A 16604-nucleotide genomic window follows, 5' to 3' on the forward strand; every position below is an offset into this window, starting at 1 on the left:
GGCTGAGCGCATGGCCCCTTTGGCTGCTGCATCATCCCCGGCTGATCGCCCGCGTGCCGCCGAGCGGCCGGTGCAGGTCGTCTTCGTCCACGGCATCCGGACGTCGGCGACGATGTGGCGTGCCCAGCTCGCGCACCTGCGGGACCGCGCGGTCCCCGCGGTCGCCGTCGACCTTCCCGGACACGGCTCACGCATGAGCGAGCGGTTCACCCTCGAGGGTGCGATGCAGACGATCGGCGACGCGGTCACCGATGCCGCGGACCGCGGGCCCGTCCTCCTCGTCGGTCATTCGATGGGAGGGCTCCTCTGCATCGCGTACATGGGGAGCGAGCCGGCGCCTCCGGTCTCCGCGTTCATCGCCGCCTCGTGCACCGCGATCCCGCGGGGTGTGGGGCTCGCGACCTACCGCGCACTCGCACGCGGATTCGACCGGCTTCCCGGACGTGGCCAGCGCATCGCGGACTGGGTACTCGACCGGACGCTTCCGGAGGACACGCGACCCGACTTCGGTGCGGGCGGATATGCCTACGACGCTCAGGATGTCGCGCTGAAGAGCCTCTCGGTGCTCGATCTGCTCGCAGCCCTGCGTCGCATCCACGCGCCGACCTGGTTCATCAACGGACAGTACGACCAGTTGCGCGTGAGCGAACGCCTGTTCGTCTCTCTCGTGCCCGGTGCCGAGCTGATCGTCGTCCCCCGCACGAGTCACCTCGTCACGGCGATGCGCCCCCGCGTCTTCAACGCCCTCCTCGATGTCGCGACCGCGACCGCGGCACGCTCAGACTCGGCGAACGGCTCGGTGTCGCACGCGAAGGGTCATCAGGCCGCCGAGAACCGATAGGCCTCCGCCCACGAGGAAGAGGAGCCAGAACCCTCCCACCGCCGCCACGAGACCGGCGCCCACGAGGGGTCCGACGAGCTGTCCCAGGCTTGCGGCGACGTTGACGAAGCCGAGGTCGCGCGCGTGGTCGTCCGGGAACGGCAGGACCTCGGTGGCGAGGGCGAGCCCGACCGACATGTACGCGCCGTACCCGACGCCGAGGAGGGCTGCCGCCACCAGCGCCGTCTCGAACGCGGGGACCACCGCGAGCAGGAGAGAGGCGGCCGCCTGGACCAGCGCTGCGGCGACGGTGATCCCGACGCGACGTCCGGAGCGATCCGAGAGGCGGCCGCTCACGACCGACGCGACGACGACGAAGACCGTGTAGATGACGATCAGCAGGAGGAGATCGTCCTCCGCACGAGCAGGCCCCCGGTCGAGTCCGTAAAGGAGGAAGAACAGCAGCAGCCCCGTCCCGAGCGCGTTGCCGATGTTGACGACCAAGCGGCCGCCGAGGACCCAGGCGAAATCGCGGTCGCGGAGGGCTGCGGTCCGGTCCCGGAGCGAGCGGACCCCGCGGGCCGCGCGCGTCGCCTCCCGCGAGGGCGGATCGGGAAGGAGAAGCGCGGCGCCGGTGCCGACCACGAGCAGCGTGACCGCGAGGACGAGGTAGCCGCTCCAGACGCTGAGGCCGCCGATGACGATGACGCCCACTCCGACCACGATCCCGAGGGCTTGCGCCGACGACACGGCGGCGGAGGCTGCCCCTCGCTGGGTGTCGAGCTGATCGGCGATGAGCGCCGTGAAGGCTGCGGAGGCGACGGCGACACCGACCGAGACGCCGACCCATGCCGCCCCCACACTCCAGGCATCCTCGGCGGAGGCGAGCGCGACGAGGGACGCCGAGGCGACGACGCTCCCTGCCACGGCCCAGGGGCGTCGTCGCCCGCGCCGGCCCCGCGTCCGGTCGGAGAGGCCGCCGGCGACGGGCCCCGCGATCACGCCGGCCAATCCCCCGATGGCGAGGACCATCCCCGAGGAGACGACGCCGGAGATCCACCCGCCAGCGTCGTCGGGGGTGTCCAGTTGCAGCGGGATCAGCAGTTGTAGGGGCGTGAGCTGCACGGTCCACAGAGCCAGCCACGCCGCCGTGAAGAGCACGAACCAGGCGGTGCCCACCCGACGGACATTCACGCGCCCACCCCCGCCTCGCGCCGCCCGCGGACGGCGGCGATGCGGTCTCGGAGCCAGGAGTAGGACGCCTTCGGCGTCCGGACGGAGGTGCGGTGATCGACGTGGACAAGACCGAATCGCTGGGTGAAGCCGTCTGCCCACTCGAAGTTGTCCAGGAGTGACCAGACCGTGAACTCGGCGACATCGAGCCCGTCCGCTCTGGCCCGATCGACGGCGTCGAGGTGTCGCGCGAGGTAGTCGATGCGCGCGGCGTCGTCGATCGCGTGCGATGTCTGGTCGGGCTCGGGGAACGACGCTCCGTTCTCCCCGATCACGATCGGTGGCAGTGCGTCGCCGTAGCGGGCGGCGAGCTGGTCGAGCACGACGCGGAGCCCCTGCGGGTCGATCGGCCAGCCGAAACCGGTCGTCGGCACGCCCTCGATCGGAAGGAGCTCGAAGGGGATGGGGCTGTCGGGCGCCGCAGCACCCACGCGGGTGGGGTTGTAGTAGTTGACCCCGTAGAAGTCGGATGGGTGCGAGATCAGGGCGAGATCCCCGTCCGCGACCGGCAGGTCGGGAACCCCCAGCATCGAGACGTCCGGATACTCCCCCCGCAGCACCGGATCAGCGAACAGCCGGTTGTGAAGGAGGTCGTAGACGCCTGCGGCCGCGACGTCGTCATCGCCTTCCGACGCGGATCGCACGGCGGTGTGATTGTTGACGATCCCGACCCGCCCGGCGCCGGCGGAGCGGATGATCTGTTGCGCGAGTCCATGGGCCAGCAGCTGGTGGTGGACGGTGGGCAGGGCGTCGAACAGAAGCGTCCGGGCGGGCGCCAGTTCTCCGATCGCGTATCCCTGCAGGGTCGTCGAGACCGGTTCGTTGATCGTGTACCAGTCGGACACGCGGTCCCCGAGCGCACCGACGACCACCTCGACGTAATCGGCGAAGGCGAAGGACGTTGCTCGATCGAGCCAGCCTCCCCGCTCTTCCAGCGCGGAGGGAAGATCCCAGTGATAGAGCGTCACGAACGGCGTCACCCCCGCTTCCAGAAGCACGTCGACCATGCGGGAGTAGCGGTCGATGGCCAGCCTGTTCGCAGGACGGCCGTGTTCCGGCTGGACACGTACCCACGAGAGCGAAAAGCGGTAGCGGTCGACACCGAGCGCGGCGGCCAACGCGATGTCCTCGCGCCAGCGGTGCCAGCTATCCGGCCCGGGTTCGGCCGTCGCGCCGTCGAGGACGGCGCCGGGGCTCTCGACGAAGTCATCCCAGATGCTGCGGCCGCGACCATCCGCATGTCGCGCACCCTCGATCTGAAAGGCAGCGGTCGCGACCGACCAACGCAACGGGGCCAGATCGCGGGCATGACGCGAACGGGACGGATCATCTGTCACGGCTTCTCCTTCGTTGGAGCGGCGCGCACGCGCCGGATGTCATGATCATGCCGGTTGCGAGGGGGATCTCGCACCTGCCGCGGACGATGCCGGCCGTCTCGGGCGCGGCAGTGAAACCTGGTAGACTCGGCTTTTGGCTTGCGTGTGGGCTTCTCCCTCACACGACCGTCGCGAGACAACCCTCTTCTGTCGCGTGACACATCCATCGAAAAACTCCGAACGAAAGAACCGTCGAACGTGGCGAACATCAAGTCGCAGATCAAGCGCAACAAGACCAACGAGAAGGCGCGCGAGCGCAACAAGGCCGTCAAGAGTGAGCTCCGCACCGAGGTGCGTCGCACCCGCGAGGCCGTGGCGGCCGGCGACAAGGCTGCTGCCGAGAAGGCTCTCGCCAAGGCGTCCAAGAAGCTCGACAAGGCCGTGAGCAAGGGCGTCATCCACGAGAACCAGGCGGCCAACCGCAAGTCGGCCATCGCCAAGCAGGTCGCCGCTCTCTGAGCCGTCTTCCGTAAAGGCCCGCCCTCCCACGAGTGGCGGGCCTTTTGCGTACCCCGGCGCCGTTGCTGCGACGTGCGCGCGGTCAGTCGCCGAACGGAGCCCTCGTGGCGATCACGGTGACGAGTCGTTCGACCGCGAACACCGGATCCCGGGAGGCGCCTTTCACCTCGGCATCGGCTCGCGCAGCTGCCTGAATCGCCATTCCGAGAGAGGTCTCGTTCCAGCCGGACAGATCGCGTCGCGCGCGGTCGACTTGCCAGTCCTTCATCCCGAGACGCGACGCCAATGCTCCGGCAGGCTCCCGGGAGCCCGCCACGCGCGCCATCGTGCGGAGCTTCGATGCAATCGCCGCGACGAGGGGCACCGGGTCGGCACCGCTCGCGAGTGCGTGGCGGAGGGCGATGAGCGCGTCGCCGTATCGTCCGGCGATCGCGGTGTCGGCCACGGTGAACGCCGTGGTCTCCACGCGGCCTCCGTAATAGCGCTCGACAGTCTCGACGGAGATGTCGCCCGGCACGTCGGCAATGAGTTGCTGACATGCGGCGGCGAGCTCGGTGAGGTCGTCGGTGAACGCGCTGACGAGGGCGCGGAGCGCGGCGGGAGCGATGCGCTTGCGTGCCGTCTGGAACTCCCCGGCGGCGAAGTCGAAGCGGTCGGAATCACGCTTGACCGCGGGGCACGCGATCTCCACTCCCCCGCCCCGACCGGCGCGGATGGCGTCGAGGAGCTTTTTGCCGCGCACCGATGCGCCGGTATGGCGCAGCACGACAGTGGCTCCGTCCTGCGGTGAGTCGAGGTAAGCCAGCGCCTCGGTGAGAAAGGCATCCGAACACTTCTCGACACCCGCGACGCGCACGAGCCGAGGCTCGCCGAACAGCGACGGTGAAGTCGTGGTGAGCAGAGTTCCCGCGGTGTAGTCGTCGGCGCGGACATCCGACACCTCGAGACTGTCGTCCTCCGCCCGCAGGAAGTCGCGGACTCCCGCGATCGCGCGCTCGGCGCAGACCTCCTCGGGGCCGGAGACGAGGACGATCGGCGCCGGTTGCGGTGCGCGCCACGAGATCTGCGGGATGTTCGTGGCGGCGCGCCCGGCGGGCTTGCGGGAGGAGGTCGCCATTCCTTCAGCCTACCGAGCGCCATCGACACCCCGTTCGCGCCAGAGCTGCATTGCGTCTCCGTCGCGCCACACCGCGAGCGCCCCCGAACGGTCTGTGCGCAGCACGCGTGCACCAAGGCCCGTGAGCAGGTCCAGCGTCTCCTGTCGCGGGTGGCCGTACGTGTTCTCGCCGACGGTGAAGAGCGCGAGCGGCGCCCGGATCCGCGCGTACAGCGCAGGCGCCTGGTCGGCGCTGCCGTGGTGGGCGACCTTGACGACCTCATATGGCGGCCGGACGCGGGGCGACAAGACGAGCTGCGGCGTGGCGGAGAGGTCTCCGAGCAGGATGGTGGTGGGAATCCGCCCGCCTCGGATGTCGATCACGATGCTCGCGTCGTTCCCTTCGAAGCCTGCGGCGTCGGCGCGCGGCCACAGCACCTCCCAGACGGCATCGCCCAGGGGCCCGGAGTCCCCCGCGGCCGCCTCCTTCAGCAACGCCCCGTCGCGCGCGGCCGCTGCCAGCGCACCTGCTGCGTCCGCATCGGGAACCGGGCCGTGGAGCAGGAGGCCGACGCGGCCCCGTACCGCGGTCAGTCCCCCGCGGTGATCCGCGTCGAAGTGGGTCAGGATCAGGACGTCCACCCGGTCGACGCCGAAGCGATCGAGGCACCGCGTGAGGCGTTCGGGGTCGGGACCGGTGTCGATCAGAGCGATGTGCCCCGCGTCTCGCAGCAGGATCGCGTCGCCCTGTCCGACGTCGCAGGCGACGATCGACCAGGATCCCGGCGTTCGCCACCGCTCCAGGCCGGTCAGGATCGGGCCCACCGCGAGGATGACCCCGGCGACCGCGGCGAGGAGGAGCACGGCGGTGGCGCGCAGGGGGCCGCGGCGGAGCGTCACCGCGACGACGATGGCGCCGCTGCAGACGGTGAGAGCCGCAACCCCTGGAAGCCCTTCCCACCACGGCACGGTCGCGTGGGGAAGGTCGGCGATCGTCGATGCCGTCGCGGCGATCCATGCGGCGGGTACCCATGCCAGAGCCGCAAGACCGTGCGCCATCACGGGTACTCCGGCGCAGAGGCAGGCGAGGAGGCCGAGCACCGTCGCTGCCGGCGCCGCGGGACCTGCCAGCAGGTTCGCGACGATTCCGTATGCGGGGACGGCGGGGGCGACGAGGATGAGGAGCGGCCCGCAGGCCAACTGTGCGGCGGCCGGTACCGCGAGGGCGAGGGCTATCGGCTCGGGCATCCAGCGGGTGAGGCCGTGCGCGAGCAGGGGTGCGAGGAGAAGAAGCGCCGCGGTCGCCGCGGCCGACAGTGCGAACCCGAGCGAGACCGACAACCAGGGGTCGGCGATCAGACACACGATGATCGCGGTCCCCAGAACGGACACACCCACGGCCCGCCGCCCGATGAGAACCGCGATCATCGCGATCCCCGACATGGCGGCGGCCCGGACGACGCTGGGCTCGGGCGTCACCAGCAGGACGAACCCGCCGAGGGCGACCGCCGAGAGTGCGATCCGGCCCGCACGCGGGAGCCTGATCAGCGCCCCCGCACCGAATGCGGCGGCCGCCACGAGCGCGCAGTTGGCCCCGGAGACCGCGGTGAGGTGGGACAGCGAGGACGTCTTCATCGCTTCGTCGAGCTGCGCGGTGACCAGAGAGGTGTCTCCGACGGCGAGACCAGGAATGAGCTGTGCGCCCGGGTCTGGCAGCCCGTCGACGACGTGCAGCAGGAGACTTCGCAGCGAGGCGGCGACATCGAAGACCCCGACGGCGGGCTGGGAGACCTGCACGTCGTCGTGTGCCGTGACGACGAGGACTTCCCGCCGAGCCGGCTCGGCGCGTTCCGCGGTGCCCGCGAGAACGATGGTGGCGCCGATCTGCACATCGTCGGGGTGACCGGAAAGGCGCACGACGATGGGCACCGTGAGGGTGCGTCCGCTGCCGCCGATGCGGACGGAGTCGGTGACGGCGTCGAACGCCCAGCCTCGCCCTCGCGGCTCGATCTTGCCGACCACGGTCGCCTCGACGGTGACCGTCCTGCCGCCGTCGACGGGAAGCCCCGCGGCGGCGGCCCGCTCCGGTGCAGCCATCGCTACCTGACCGGCGGCGGCGGTCATAGCCGCGAACGCGACCGCACACAGGGCAGCGAGCCCCGACCGCGAGGCTCCCGTGCGGAGGACGGCGACGGCCAGGGCGACGAGGGCGAGCCCCACGGACCCGGCAGCGAGCACGGGCGACGCGTGTGGCGCAGCCACTGCGGCACCCGCCGTTGCCCATACGGCCGCCGCGATCGGCAGCAACCGAAGGTCTCGCGCCGCGAGCCGGTCGCTCACACCGTCACCAGATCGCGAAGACCCTCCAGGAGACGGTCACCGATTCCGGGGACGGCCAAGAGGTCGTCGACGCTGCTGAAGCGCCCGTTTTCCTCCCGCCAGGCGATGATCCGTGCGGCGAGGGCCGGCCCGATCCGAGGCAGGGCCTCCAAGGCGGTCGCGTCCGCCGTGTTGAGGTTCACGAGGGCGGGACCGACGGAAGTCGGGGGCGGCGGACTCTCGCCCTGGCGCGGGACGAGCAGCTGCTCGCCGTCGGTCAGTTCCCGAGCGAGGTTGACGCCCTGCCGATCGGCGTCATGTGTGAAGCCGCCCGCCGCGCCGACCGCGTCGACCACGCGGGACCCGGGGTCCAGCCGGTACAACCCGGGTTCCGCCACGGCGCCGTCGACCTGGACGTACAAGGGCGTACCACGAGGCAGCGTCGCTCCCGGCGTGGGCACGAGGGACGACAGGTCCTCGACCGGGGAACCGGCGGTCCGCACCATACCGAGGACGACGGTGACCGCAAGGGCGACCACGACGAGAACGATCGCCGCACCAACGCCCAGCCGGCGCCCTGCCCCGGCCTTCCTCCCGTCCATCCCCCCGTGCATCCCCAGAGGCTGTCAGGGCGCAACGGGACCCGCGTGGCCTCATCGCTCCGCGGGGAGATTCCCGGCGGCGCGGCCTCTTGGGGAGTCGTCGATGCTCGCCGTCGTCGAGATGATCGCCGACGGAGGCCTCAACCGGTGGTGAAGCTGACGACCTTCGGAGCGCGGACCACCGCACGGACGATCTCGCGGCCGGCGAGCGAGCGCTGCACCTTCTCATCGGCGCGCGCGAGGGCCTCGAGCTCATCGGCCGAGATGCGCGCGGGGACCGTCAGGGTGCCGCGGACCTTGCCGTCGATCTGCACCACGGCGGTGACCGATTCCTCCACGAGAAGTGTGGGATCGGCCGCGCGCCACGGCACGAGTCCCACGAATGGCTCGTAACCGAGGATCTCCCACATCTCCTCCGCCGTGTGCGGGGCGAAGAGGTCGAGGATCATCGCCGTGGCCTCGGCGGCCTCCCGGACTGCCGGGTCGGCTGGCCCGGCCCCGGTGTCGATCGTCTTGCGCGTGGCGTTGACGAGCTCCATCAGGCGGGCGACCACGACGTTGAACTTGGTCTGCTCGACCAGGCCCGGGGCATCGGCGAGGAGCCGGTGCGTGACGCGGCGCAACGTCACATCGCCCTCGGCCCATACGACATCCGGCGCGCTGCTGACATCCTTCGCGACGCGCCATGCACGAGCGAGGAACTTCTGGGCACCTGTGGTCGAGACGTCCTCCCAGTTGATGTCGTCCTCCACGGGCCCGGCGAAGGCGATGGCGACGCGCACCGCGTCGGCTCCCGGGTCGACCATGCTCGCCGCGAACTCCACCAGGTTGCCCTTGCTCTTGGACATCTTGGAGCCGTCGAGCAAGACCATGCCCTGGTTGATGAGCGAGCTGAACGGCTCCGTGAAGTCGATGAGCCCCATGTCGAAGAGCACCTTGGTGATGAACCGCGCGTAGAGCAGGTGCAGGATGGCATGCTCGACTCCGCCGATGTAGGAGTCGACGGGCGCCCAGCGGGCGGCCTCCTTGACGGAGAACGCCTCTCGTGGGTCACCGGGTGACAGGAACCGCAAGAAGTACCACGAGCTGTCGACGAAGGTGTCCATCGTGTCCGGGTCTCGGAGTGCGGGCCCGCCCGTCGCCGGGTCGGTCGTCTGCATCCACTCGGACGCGCCACCGAGCGGCGAGGTGCCCTTGGGTGCCAGGTCGAGGCCGTGCGCGTCGGGAAGCGTCAGCGGAAGCTGGTCTTCCGGAACCGGGACGATGCGCCCGTCGGACGTGTGGATCATCGGGATCGGGGTGCCCCAGAAGCGCTGTCGCGAGATGAGCCAGTCGCGCAGCCGGTACGACTTGGCGGCGCGTCCGGCGCCGAGGCGCTCCAACTCGTCGATCGCGCGCGTGATCGCGTGGCGCTTGCTCAAGCCGTTCAGCGGCCCGGAGTTGATCATCCGCCCCTCGCCCGTGAGCGCTGTGCCGGTGACGGCGGGGTCGATCTCGGACAGGTCGCTTCCCGGGTCGATGGGGTTGCCGTCTTCGTCGAGGTCGATCACCGTGATCGCCCCGGTGACGGGCGCGGTCGTGTCGACGACGACCTTCACCGGCAGCCCGAAGGCGCGCGCGAAGTCGAGGTCGCGCTGATCGTGGGCGGGCACCGCCATCACCGCGCCGTGGCCGTAGTCGGCGAGCACGTAATCGGCCGCCCAGATCGGCAGCCTCTCGCCGTTGATGGGGTTGATCGCGTAGCGATCCAGGAACACTCCGGTCTTGGGGCGATCGGTCGCCTGGCGCTCGATCTCGCTCGCCTTGCCCACCTGATCGAGATAGTCCTGTAAGCGCATCCGCACCTCCGCGCTCGAACCTGCGGCGAGCTCCGCCGCGAGGTCGCTGTCGGGAGCGACGACGAAGAACGTCGCTCCGTGCAGCGTGTCGGGTCGTGTCGAGAAGACGGTCACCTTCTCGGGATGACCCTCGATCTCGAAGTCGATGTCGGCTCCCACCGAGCGGCCGATCCAGTTGCGCTGCATCCGGATCACCTTGGAGGGCCAGAACCCCTCCAACTGGTTCAGGTCGTCGAGGAGGCGATCGGCGTACTCCGTGATCTTGAAGTACCACTGGGTCAGCTTCTTCTTGACCACCTCGTGGCCGCAGCGCTCGCACCGGCCGTCGACGACCTGCTCGTTGGCGAGCACCGTCTGGTCGTGAGGGCACCAGTTGACGGGGCTCTCCTTGCGGTACGCCAGTCCCCGCTCATACAGCTTCTGGAACAGCCACTGGTTCCAGCGGTAGTAGTCGGCGTCGCTCGTGTGCAGAACACGGCTCCAGTCGTACGACGTGCCGAAGTGCTGCAGGCTCGCCTTCTGCTGCGCGATGTTCGCATAGGTCCACTCGCGGGGATCCGCGCCGCGCTGGATGGCGGCGTTCTCGGCGGGCAGACCGAACGAGTCCCAGCCGATCGGGTTCAGAACGTTGTACCCGCGGTGGCGCCAGAACCGCGCCACGGAGTCCACGTATGCGTAGTTCTCCGCGTGACCCATGTGCATGTCGCCCGACGGATACGGGAACATGCCCAGCACATACTTGCGGGGACGCGTGTCGTCCTCGCCTCCGGCGCGGAACGGGTCAGCGTCGCGCCACCGCTGCTGCCACTTCTCCTGGATTCCCGCCGGATCAAAGCCTCCGCCCTCGCCCGCGCCGACGGCAGGACCGGATGCCGTCCCGGAGGCAGGAGCAGATGAAGGGGCCGAGGGGGACGTCGAAGACACAGAGCACCAATCGTGGGAGTTCGGGAACGCGCAAAGGCGTCCTTCCAGATTAGCGGACCCGGCTCAGTCCCAGCCGAGTGGGAGCGTTGCGCCGAGGGCCGCCAGCGGACCCCGCGCCTTCACACCGACCTCCCGCACCTCGGCGCTCGCGTCGGAGTGCCAGGTGATCCCACCGCCGGCTCCCACGTAGGCGCCGCCCGGCTGGAAGACGATGGAGCGGATGACCATCGCGAGGTCAGCTGCGCCGTCCTGTCCGATCCATCCGAAGCACCCCGCGAAGACGCCCCGAGACTCCCCTTCCAGCGCGTGCAGGATCGACATCGCGGAGAGCTTCGGAGCCCCGGTCATGCTGCCGGCGGGAAACGTCGCGTCCAGGACGTCACCGATCCGGGCGTCGGCGTCGAGCGTCCCCGAGATCGCGCTCACCAGCTGGTGCACGGCGGCGTAGGACTCCACGTCGAGGAGCCGATCGACGACGACGGAACCGGGAACGCAGACACGCTGCAGGTCGTTGCGCATCAGGTCGACGATCATCACGTTCTCGGCACGTTCCTTAGCGCTGTCGCGCAGCTCATCGACCAGCCGCTGATCCTCCTCCGCCGTCGCGCCTCGCGGTCGGGTGCCCTTGATCGGATGCGTGCGGACGGTTCCCGACGAGATCTCGAGAAAGCGCTCGGGGCTCGCGCTCACGAGCGTGGTGGCGCCCACCCGGATGATGCCGCCGTGGTGAGAGGGGGTCGCGGCGCGGAGTCGGAGGTACGCGGTGACGGGGTCTGCCGCTGCATCGACGGTGAATCGAGTCGTGAGACAGAGCTGGTAGGCATCGCCCTGCCGGATCGCTTCCCGGCAGCGGGCGATCAGTCGCGCGTACGCGGTCGCGGTGTGCCGAGCCGTCGCCTGGACCTGATCCGGGGTGCCGAGTGCGGGCATTTCGCGTCGCCACGACCGGACGATCTGCGCGAACGCATCGATGTCGTCGGGCGGGGCGCAGAGCCAGAGCCGGCGTGCGGCGTGGTCGGCGGCGACGAACCGCCGCACGTGCATGCCCGCGCCGCCGGGAGACCCCGCATCGTGGCGGGACGGCGCCCCCGCGCGCTCTGCGGCATCGTCGTAGTCGAGCCAACCGACCCAGCCGCCTCGGAACGGCAGTGCCCCGGTATCGGCCGTTCGGCCGCCGACGACGAGATCCCGCGGCGCCCGGGCGGCGGCGTCGCCGATGCCGAGATAACTCCAGCCCGTGCCTGCGCTCGGTCCCGCATCCAACCAGAAGCCCAGATCGCTCCGGGCCGGGCCGCTGAGGTAGAGCTCGACGGGGTCGACCCACTCCTCGAGCTCGCGGGTGACGAGAGGTGACGGCACCGTACCAGGCTAGATCGTCGAGCCCTCCGGCGAACGCTCAGTCGCGGCCCGACCCGGGTCGTAGGCTGTAGCGGTGAACGAGTTCCTTACCTGGCTGCTCGATGCCGTGCAGAGTGTCGATCCCGTGGTGAGGACCTTGCTGGCCGGGGTCGCCATCATGCTCGAGACCAGCGTCCTCGTCGGTCTGATCGTTCCCGGCGACACGGTCGTCATCGTGGCAGGGACCGCAGTGGCCTCACCGTGGGAGGCCGGGGCCCTCATCCTCATCGTCATCGTGGGCGCTCTGGCCGGCGAGAGCATCGGCTTCTGGCTCGGTCGCTGGCTGGGACCCCGCATTCGCTTCTCCCGCCTGGGCGCCAAGGTGGGCGAGGACAACTGGACCCGTGCGGAGCTGTATCTCCGGAGGCGGGGTGGGCCAGCCATCTTCCTGTCGCGGTTCCTCCCCGTGCTGCACTCGCTCGTCCCCCTCACTGTGGGCATGAGCGGCTTCTCGTACCGCCGGTTCCTCGCGTGGACCGCGCCCGCCTGCACCCTGTGGTCGATCCTGTACGTCTCGGTGGCCGCGGCGGCCGCCGGCACCTATCGCGAGCTGGCCGACCGGATCCACTTCGCGGGCTACATCTTCGTCGCCGTCATCGCACTGTTTCTCATCCTGGTGTACGCGGCCAAGCGGGTGATCGTGGCCCGGGAGTCGCGTCATCTGCGCCTGGACGACGAGGAGAACCACGACGCGGACGAGCGGGCATGAAAGACTGAGGTGATGTCTGGCGCTCCCCCCTCCGGCCCGAAGGTGCTGTGGCTCGCCCGGTGGGAGTACCGCTTCCATGCGTGGCGAGAACGGCGCGCCCGCGCCCGTGGACAGAAGCCGACCGTTGCGGCCTTTCCCGGTTACGGCGGTGAGGACTGGGTTCGCGTCCTTGGTCGTGTACTGATCGTTCCGCCGTTGCGCTCCCGCCGTGGTGGCGAGTTCGCGGGCGTCCGCGGATGGCGCAGCTTCGCGTCGGTTCCCGTCGGCTTCGCACAGGTGACCGTCACGATCGACGGCGTTTCTCACGAGGTGGTGGCCGATCGCGGTGGCGTGATCGACACCGTGCTCCCGGCGAGGCAAGCGCCCGGGTGGCAACCGCTCACGATGTCGGTCGAGGGCAGCGACCCGGTCGAGACCCGCGCATTCGTGGTGGGCAAGGACACTTCCTTCGGGATCGTCTGCGATGTGGACGACACGGTGATGGTCACCGCCCTGCCGCGGCCCCTCGTGGCGGCCTGGAACTCCTTCGTGCTCGACGAGCACGCCCGTCAGCCCGTCCCCGGCATGGCTGTGCTGCTGGAACGGCTCGTGCGCGATCATCCCGGTTCCCCTGTGGTCTACCTGTCCACCGGCGCCTGGAACGTCGCCCCCACGCTCGTCCGCTTTCTCCGCCGGCATCTCTTCCCCCCCGGCGCATTGCTCTTGACCGACTGGGGTCCCACTCACGATCGCTGGTTCCGGAGCGGAAGGGCGCACAAGAGCGAGAACCTCCGCCGCTTGGCGCGCGAGTTCCCCCACGTGAAGTGGATGCTGATCGGCGACGACGGGCAGCACGACGACGACCTGTACACCGCGTTCACGAGCGACTTCCCCGACCACGTCACGGCAGTCGCCATCCGCCAGTTGTCGGCCGCCGAGGCAGTGCTCGCGGGAGGCCGCACGGCGGTGAACGATCACTCCGCCGCGCGAGTGCCATGGGTCACCGGGCCCGACGGCGCAGAGCTCCTGGAGCGGCTCGCTGACGTGGGCGTCGTCGACGTGACGCCCTGACCCGCTGCCGGGTGTCGGCCGCCCTGTCTAGGCTTGGCTCATGTGTGGTCGGTTCGTGGTTGCCCAAGACGGTTCTGAGCTCGTCGGCGTCTTGCGCGTGGACGTGGTGGCGGAAGACCTCCCGGCGCCCTCCTACAACATCGCGCCGACGGATCGCGTGGCGATCGTGCTCGACTCGGCCAAGACGGAGCCTCCGACGCGCCGGCTCGAGGCCGCTCGGTGGGGCCTGGTGCCCTCGTGGGCGAAGGATCCGTCCCTCGGCGTTCGCGCCTTCAACGCGCGTTCGGAAGAGGTGGAGGACAAGCCGATGTTCCGCCAGGCGCTCATCAAGCGCCGTGCGATCGTGCCCGCGACGGGCTACTACGAGTGGCACACCGAGGCGGGCGTGAAGACGCCGTACTTCATCTCCCCCGCCGACGGTGCCCCGCTCTTCTTCGCGGGTCTGTACGAGTGGTGGAAGGATCCCGCGAAAGCAGACGACGATCCGGCGCGCTGGCTCCTGAGCTTCACCATCATGACGCGCGCCTCCGTGGGCGAGCTCGGCTCGATCCACGACCGCATGCCGCTCTTCCTCGACGCCGATCACGCCGACGCGTGGCTCGACCCGACGACGGACAACGTCGGCGACGTGCTGGACGCGGCCATCGATGCCGCCCCACTTCTCGCCGATTCCATGACCCTTCACCCGGTCGGCTCCGCCGTGGGCAACGTCCGCAACAACGATCCCTCGCTCATCGCCCCGGTGGCGTGAGCGAGGGATCGTCGATCACGCGAACTCGACGCGCGCCGTCTCGTCGTTGACGACGACGATCGGAGTGATCGGCGACAAGCCGGCCGCACGGATCTTGTCGGCGTCGAAGCGCAGGAGCGGTGTGCCCTCCGCCACGTCTTCGCCTGGTGCCACGAGGGCCTGGAAGCCATCGCCGTTGAGGACGACGGTGTCCACTCCGACATGGAGCAGGAGTTCGACCCCGTCCGCCAGCACGAGGCCGATCGCGTGGCCGGTCGGGAAGACGGAGGCGACCGTGGCATCGGCGGGTGCCACGAGGGTGTCGCCGGTGGGATCGATGGCCACGCCCGGCCCCATCGTCCCCTGAGCGAACATCGGGTCGGGAACCTCCGAGAGCGGCAGGACGCGCCCCGCCAGCGGTTGCCGGAGCCGGACGAGCTTCCCGCGCGAGCGCAGACGCTGCTCTGCGGCGGCTCCGGCAGCGACGGCGGCCGCCGCGACGTTGGGAAGGCCCACGGCGGTGGCGAGGCCCGCCACCGCACCCGTCTGCCCGGCATCCGCCCCACGGAACGCTTCGATCCGTTCGGTGCGGTCGTTGATGATGTCTTCCATCGCGTCCTTGACGAACTGGACGTTGAGGCCGTAGACCACCTGCACGGAGTGCCCACCCGCCTTCATCGTTCCTGCGGCGCCCGCGCGTTTGAGCGCATGCTCGTCGACCTTCGACACGTCGGCGATCTCCATGCGGAGCCGGGTCGCGCAGTTGTCGAGCTCGACGATGTTGTCCTTGCCGCCCAATCCCGCGATGAACTTCTCGGCGGTGCCGTGGTAGCCGGAGAGCGAGGTGCCGATGTTGTCGGCATCCTGTGTGTCGACGTCGTCCTCGCGCCCGGGAGTCTTCAGCCGGAAGCGCTTGATGAAGAAGTAGAACGTGAAGAAGTAGATGAAGAACCAGCCCACGCCCATCAGCAGCAGGATCCAGGGGTTCTGAGCGAGTGGGTTGGCCCACTGGAGCACCATGTCGATGAAGCCGCCGGAGAAGCCGAACCCGAGGCGGGTGGGCAGCAGAGCCGCCAGCCCCACGGAAATGCCCGTGAACACCGCGTGGATGAGGTAGAGCCATGGGGCGACGAACATGAAGGCGAACTCGAGCGGCTCCGTGACACCCACGAAGAACGATGCGAACGCCGCCGAGAGCATGATGCCGTAGGTGACCTTGCGGCGTTTGGTCTGCGCCGTGAGATACATCGCCAAGGCGGCACCCGGAAGCCCGAACATCATGATCGGGAAGAAGCCCGCCATGTACTGCCCCGTGACGCCGTACTCGCCGGTGTTGTTGAGGAAGTTCGACAGGTCGTTGATTCCCGCCACATCGAACCAGAACACCGAGTTCAGTGCGTGGTGGAGTCCCGTCGGGATCAAGAGGCGATTCATGAACCCATAGATGCCCGCGCCGAAGGGCCCGAGCGTCGCGATCCACTCTCCGAAAGCCACCAGCCCGCCGTACACGACCGGCCAGACGAACAGCAGGGCCACGGCCACGATCAGCGAGACGCCTGCCGTGACGATGGCGACAGATCGGCGGCCCGAGAAGAACGACAGCGCGTCGGGGAGCTTCGTGTCCTTGAAGCGGTTGTAGCACCAGGCGCCGATGAGACCCGCGATGATGCCGACGAAGACGTTCTGGACACGGCCGAAAGCGGGATCGACGGTCTCGGGGTCAGCGATGTTGAGCAACCCGGCGACGTTCGCCGGACTGAGGAGCGTCACGATCGTCAGCCACGACACCAATCCGGCGAGAGCGGACGTCCCGTCGGTCTTGTTGGCCATGCCGATCGAGATGCCCACCGCGAACAAGAGCGGCAGATTGTCGAGGAGGGCACCACCGGCTGCGCCGAGGAATGTCGAGACGACGTTGCCCCCGGTCACAGAGGCGATCCAGTAGGAGACGCCTGAGAGGATCGCTGCGACAGGAAGCACGGCGACCGGGAGCATGATCGATCGACCGAGACGTTGAAAGAACTTCATCCGTGACACTCCATCCGTGAAG

13 protein-coding genes are annotated in these 16604 nt (G+C 69.5%); 5 read left to right on the plus strand and 8 right to left on the minus strand.

Annotated elements, in window-relative coordinates; translation table 11 throughout:
* Positions 1-10 precede the first annotated feature (10 nt).
* On the plus strand, positions 11-841 hold the full coding sequence (locus tag QM591_RS08350; protein WP_415131493.1) for an alpha/beta fold hydrolase: 831 nt from the start codon (positions 11-13) through the stop codon (positions 839-841).
* On the opposite strand, the gene QM591_RS08355 is transcribed toward QM591_RS08350, so the two are convergent.
* Both QM591_RS08355 and QM591_RS08360 read right to left on the minus strand, forming a co-directional pair.
* A complete protein-coding gene (locus tag QM591_RS08355) occupies positions 779-2071 on the minus strand; it encodes an MFS transporter (protein ID WP_415131759.1) in 1293 nt (430 codons plus the stop codon). The genes QM591_RS08350 and QM591_RS08355 overlap by 63 nt on opposite strands.
* Positions 2011-3390, minus strand: a complete 1380-nt coding sequence (locus tag QM591_RS08360; RefSeq protein WP_415131495.1) for a GH1 family beta-glucosidase — start codon at positions 3388-3390, stop codon at positions 2011-2013. The genes QM591_RS08355 and QM591_RS08360 overlap by 61 nt, the downstream gene beginning before the upstream one ends.
* 237 nt (positions 3391-3627) lie before the next feature.
* Between QM591_RS08360 and rpsT the strand changes: the two genes are divergently transcribed.
* A complete protein-coding gene (rpsT, locus tag QM591_RS08365; RefSeq protein WP_415131497.1) occupies positions 3628-3888 on the plus strand; it encodes a 30S ribosomal protein S20 in 261 nt (86 codons plus the stop codon).
* 82 nt (positions 3889-3970) lie between these two features.
* Here the strand turns inward: rpsT and holA are convergent, their stop codons facing one another.
* From holA to QM591_RS08390, 5 genes are all read right to left on the minus strand, one after another.
* A complete protein-coding gene (gene holA, locus QM591_RS08370; protein ID WP_415131499.1) occupies positions 3971-5005 on the minus strand; it encodes a DNA polymerase III subunit delta in 1035 nt (344 codons plus the stop codon).
* 9 nt (positions 5006-5014) lie between these two features.
* Positions 5015-7324, minus strand: coding sequence for a ComEC/Rec2 family competence protein (locus QM591_RS08375; RefSeq protein WP_415131501.1), 2310 nt, complete (start codon positions 7322-7324; stop codon positions 5015-5017).
* On the minus strand, positions 7321-7905 hold the full coding sequence (locus QM591_RS08380; RefSeq protein ID WP_415131503.1) for a helix-hairpin-helix domain-containing protein: 585 nt from the start codon (positions 7903-7905) through the stop codon (positions 7321-7323). The genes QM591_RS08375 and QM591_RS08380 overlap by 4 nt, the downstream gene beginning before the upstream one ends.
* A gap of 140 nt (positions 7906-8045) precedes the next feature.
* Positions 8046-10562, minus strand: a complete 2517-nt coding sequence (gene leuS, locus QM591_RS08385) for a leucine--tRNA ligase (protein WP_415131761.1) — start codon at positions 10560-10562, stop codon at positions 8046-8048.
* A gap of 168 nt (positions 10563-10730) precedes the next feature.
* Positions 10731-12026, minus strand: coding sequence for an anthranilate synthase component I family protein (locus QM591_RS08390; RefSeq protein ID WP_415131505.1), 1296 nt, complete (start codon positions 12024-12026; stop codon positions 10731-10733).
* A gap of 73 nt (positions 12027-12099) precedes the next feature.
* On the opposite strand from QM591_RS08390, the gene QM591_RS08395 reads away from it, so the two are divergent.
* From QM591_RS08395 to QM591_RS08405, 3 genes are read left to right on the plus strand one after another with little or no spacing between them, the layout of a single operon-like run.
* Positions 12100-12774 (plus strand): DedA family protein, encoded by a 675-nt coding sequence (locus QM591_RS08395; RefSeq protein ID WP_415131507.1) that lies wholly within the window; start codon positions 12100-12102, stop codon positions 12772-12774.
* Positions 12775-12786: 12 nt separating this feature from the next.
* Positions 12787-13824: an App1 family protein gene (locus tag QM591_RS08400; protein ID WP_415131509.1), complete on the plus strand. Its 1038-nt coding sequence runs from the start codon at positions 12787-12789 to the stop codon at positions 13822-13824.
* Between the two features lie 40 nt (positions 13825-13864).
* Positions 13865-14575 carry an SOS response-associated peptidase gene (locus QM591_RS08405; protein WP_415131511.1) on the plus strand — a complete coding sequence of 237 codons (711 nt, stop codon included), beginning with the start codon at positions 13865-13867 and terminating at the stop codon, positions 14573-14575.
* A 15-nt stretch (positions 14576-14590) separates the two neighbouring features.
* Here the strand turns inward: QM591_RS08405 and nagE are convergent, their stop codons facing one another.
* A complete protein-coding gene (gene nagE / locus QM591_RS08410) occupies positions 14591-16582 on the minus strand; it encodes an N-acetylglucosamine-specific PTS transporter subunit IIBC (RefSeq protein ID WP_415131513.1) in 1992 nt (663 codons plus the stop codon).
* Positions 16583-16604: the final 22 nt, after the last annotated feature.

Origin of the sequence: Microbacterium sp., from assembly GCF_047607225.1 — a bacterium.
In the GTDB taxonomy this organism is placed as follows: Bacteria; Actinomycetota; Actinomycetes; order Actinomycetales; family Microbacteriaceae; genus Microbacterium.

Coding starts and splice junctions, on each gene's coding strand:
- QM591_RS08350 (WP_415131493.1), top strand. CDS start 11: ATGGCCCCTTTGGCTGCTGCATCATCCCCGGCTGATCGCCCGCGTGCC.
- holA (WP_415131499.1), bottom strand. CDS start 5,005: ATGGCGACCTCCTCCCGCAAGCCCGCCGGGCGCGCCGCCACGAACATC.
- QM591_RS08380 (WP_415131503.1), bottom strand. CDS start 7,905: ATGGACGGGAGGAAGGCCGGGGCAGGGCGCCGGCTGGGCGTTGGTGCG.
- QM591_RS08400 (WP_415131509.1), top strand. CDS start 12,787: ATGTCTGGCGCTCCCCCCTCCGGCCCGAAGGTGCTGTGGCTCGCCCGG.
- QM591_RS08405 (WP_415131511.1), top strand. CDS start 13,865: ATGTGTGGTCGGTTCGTGGTTGCCCAAGACGGTTCTGAGCTCGTCGGC.
- nagE (WP_415131513.1), bottom strand. CDS start 16,582: ATGAAGTTCTTTCAACGTCTCGGTCGATCGATCATGCTCCCGGTCGCC.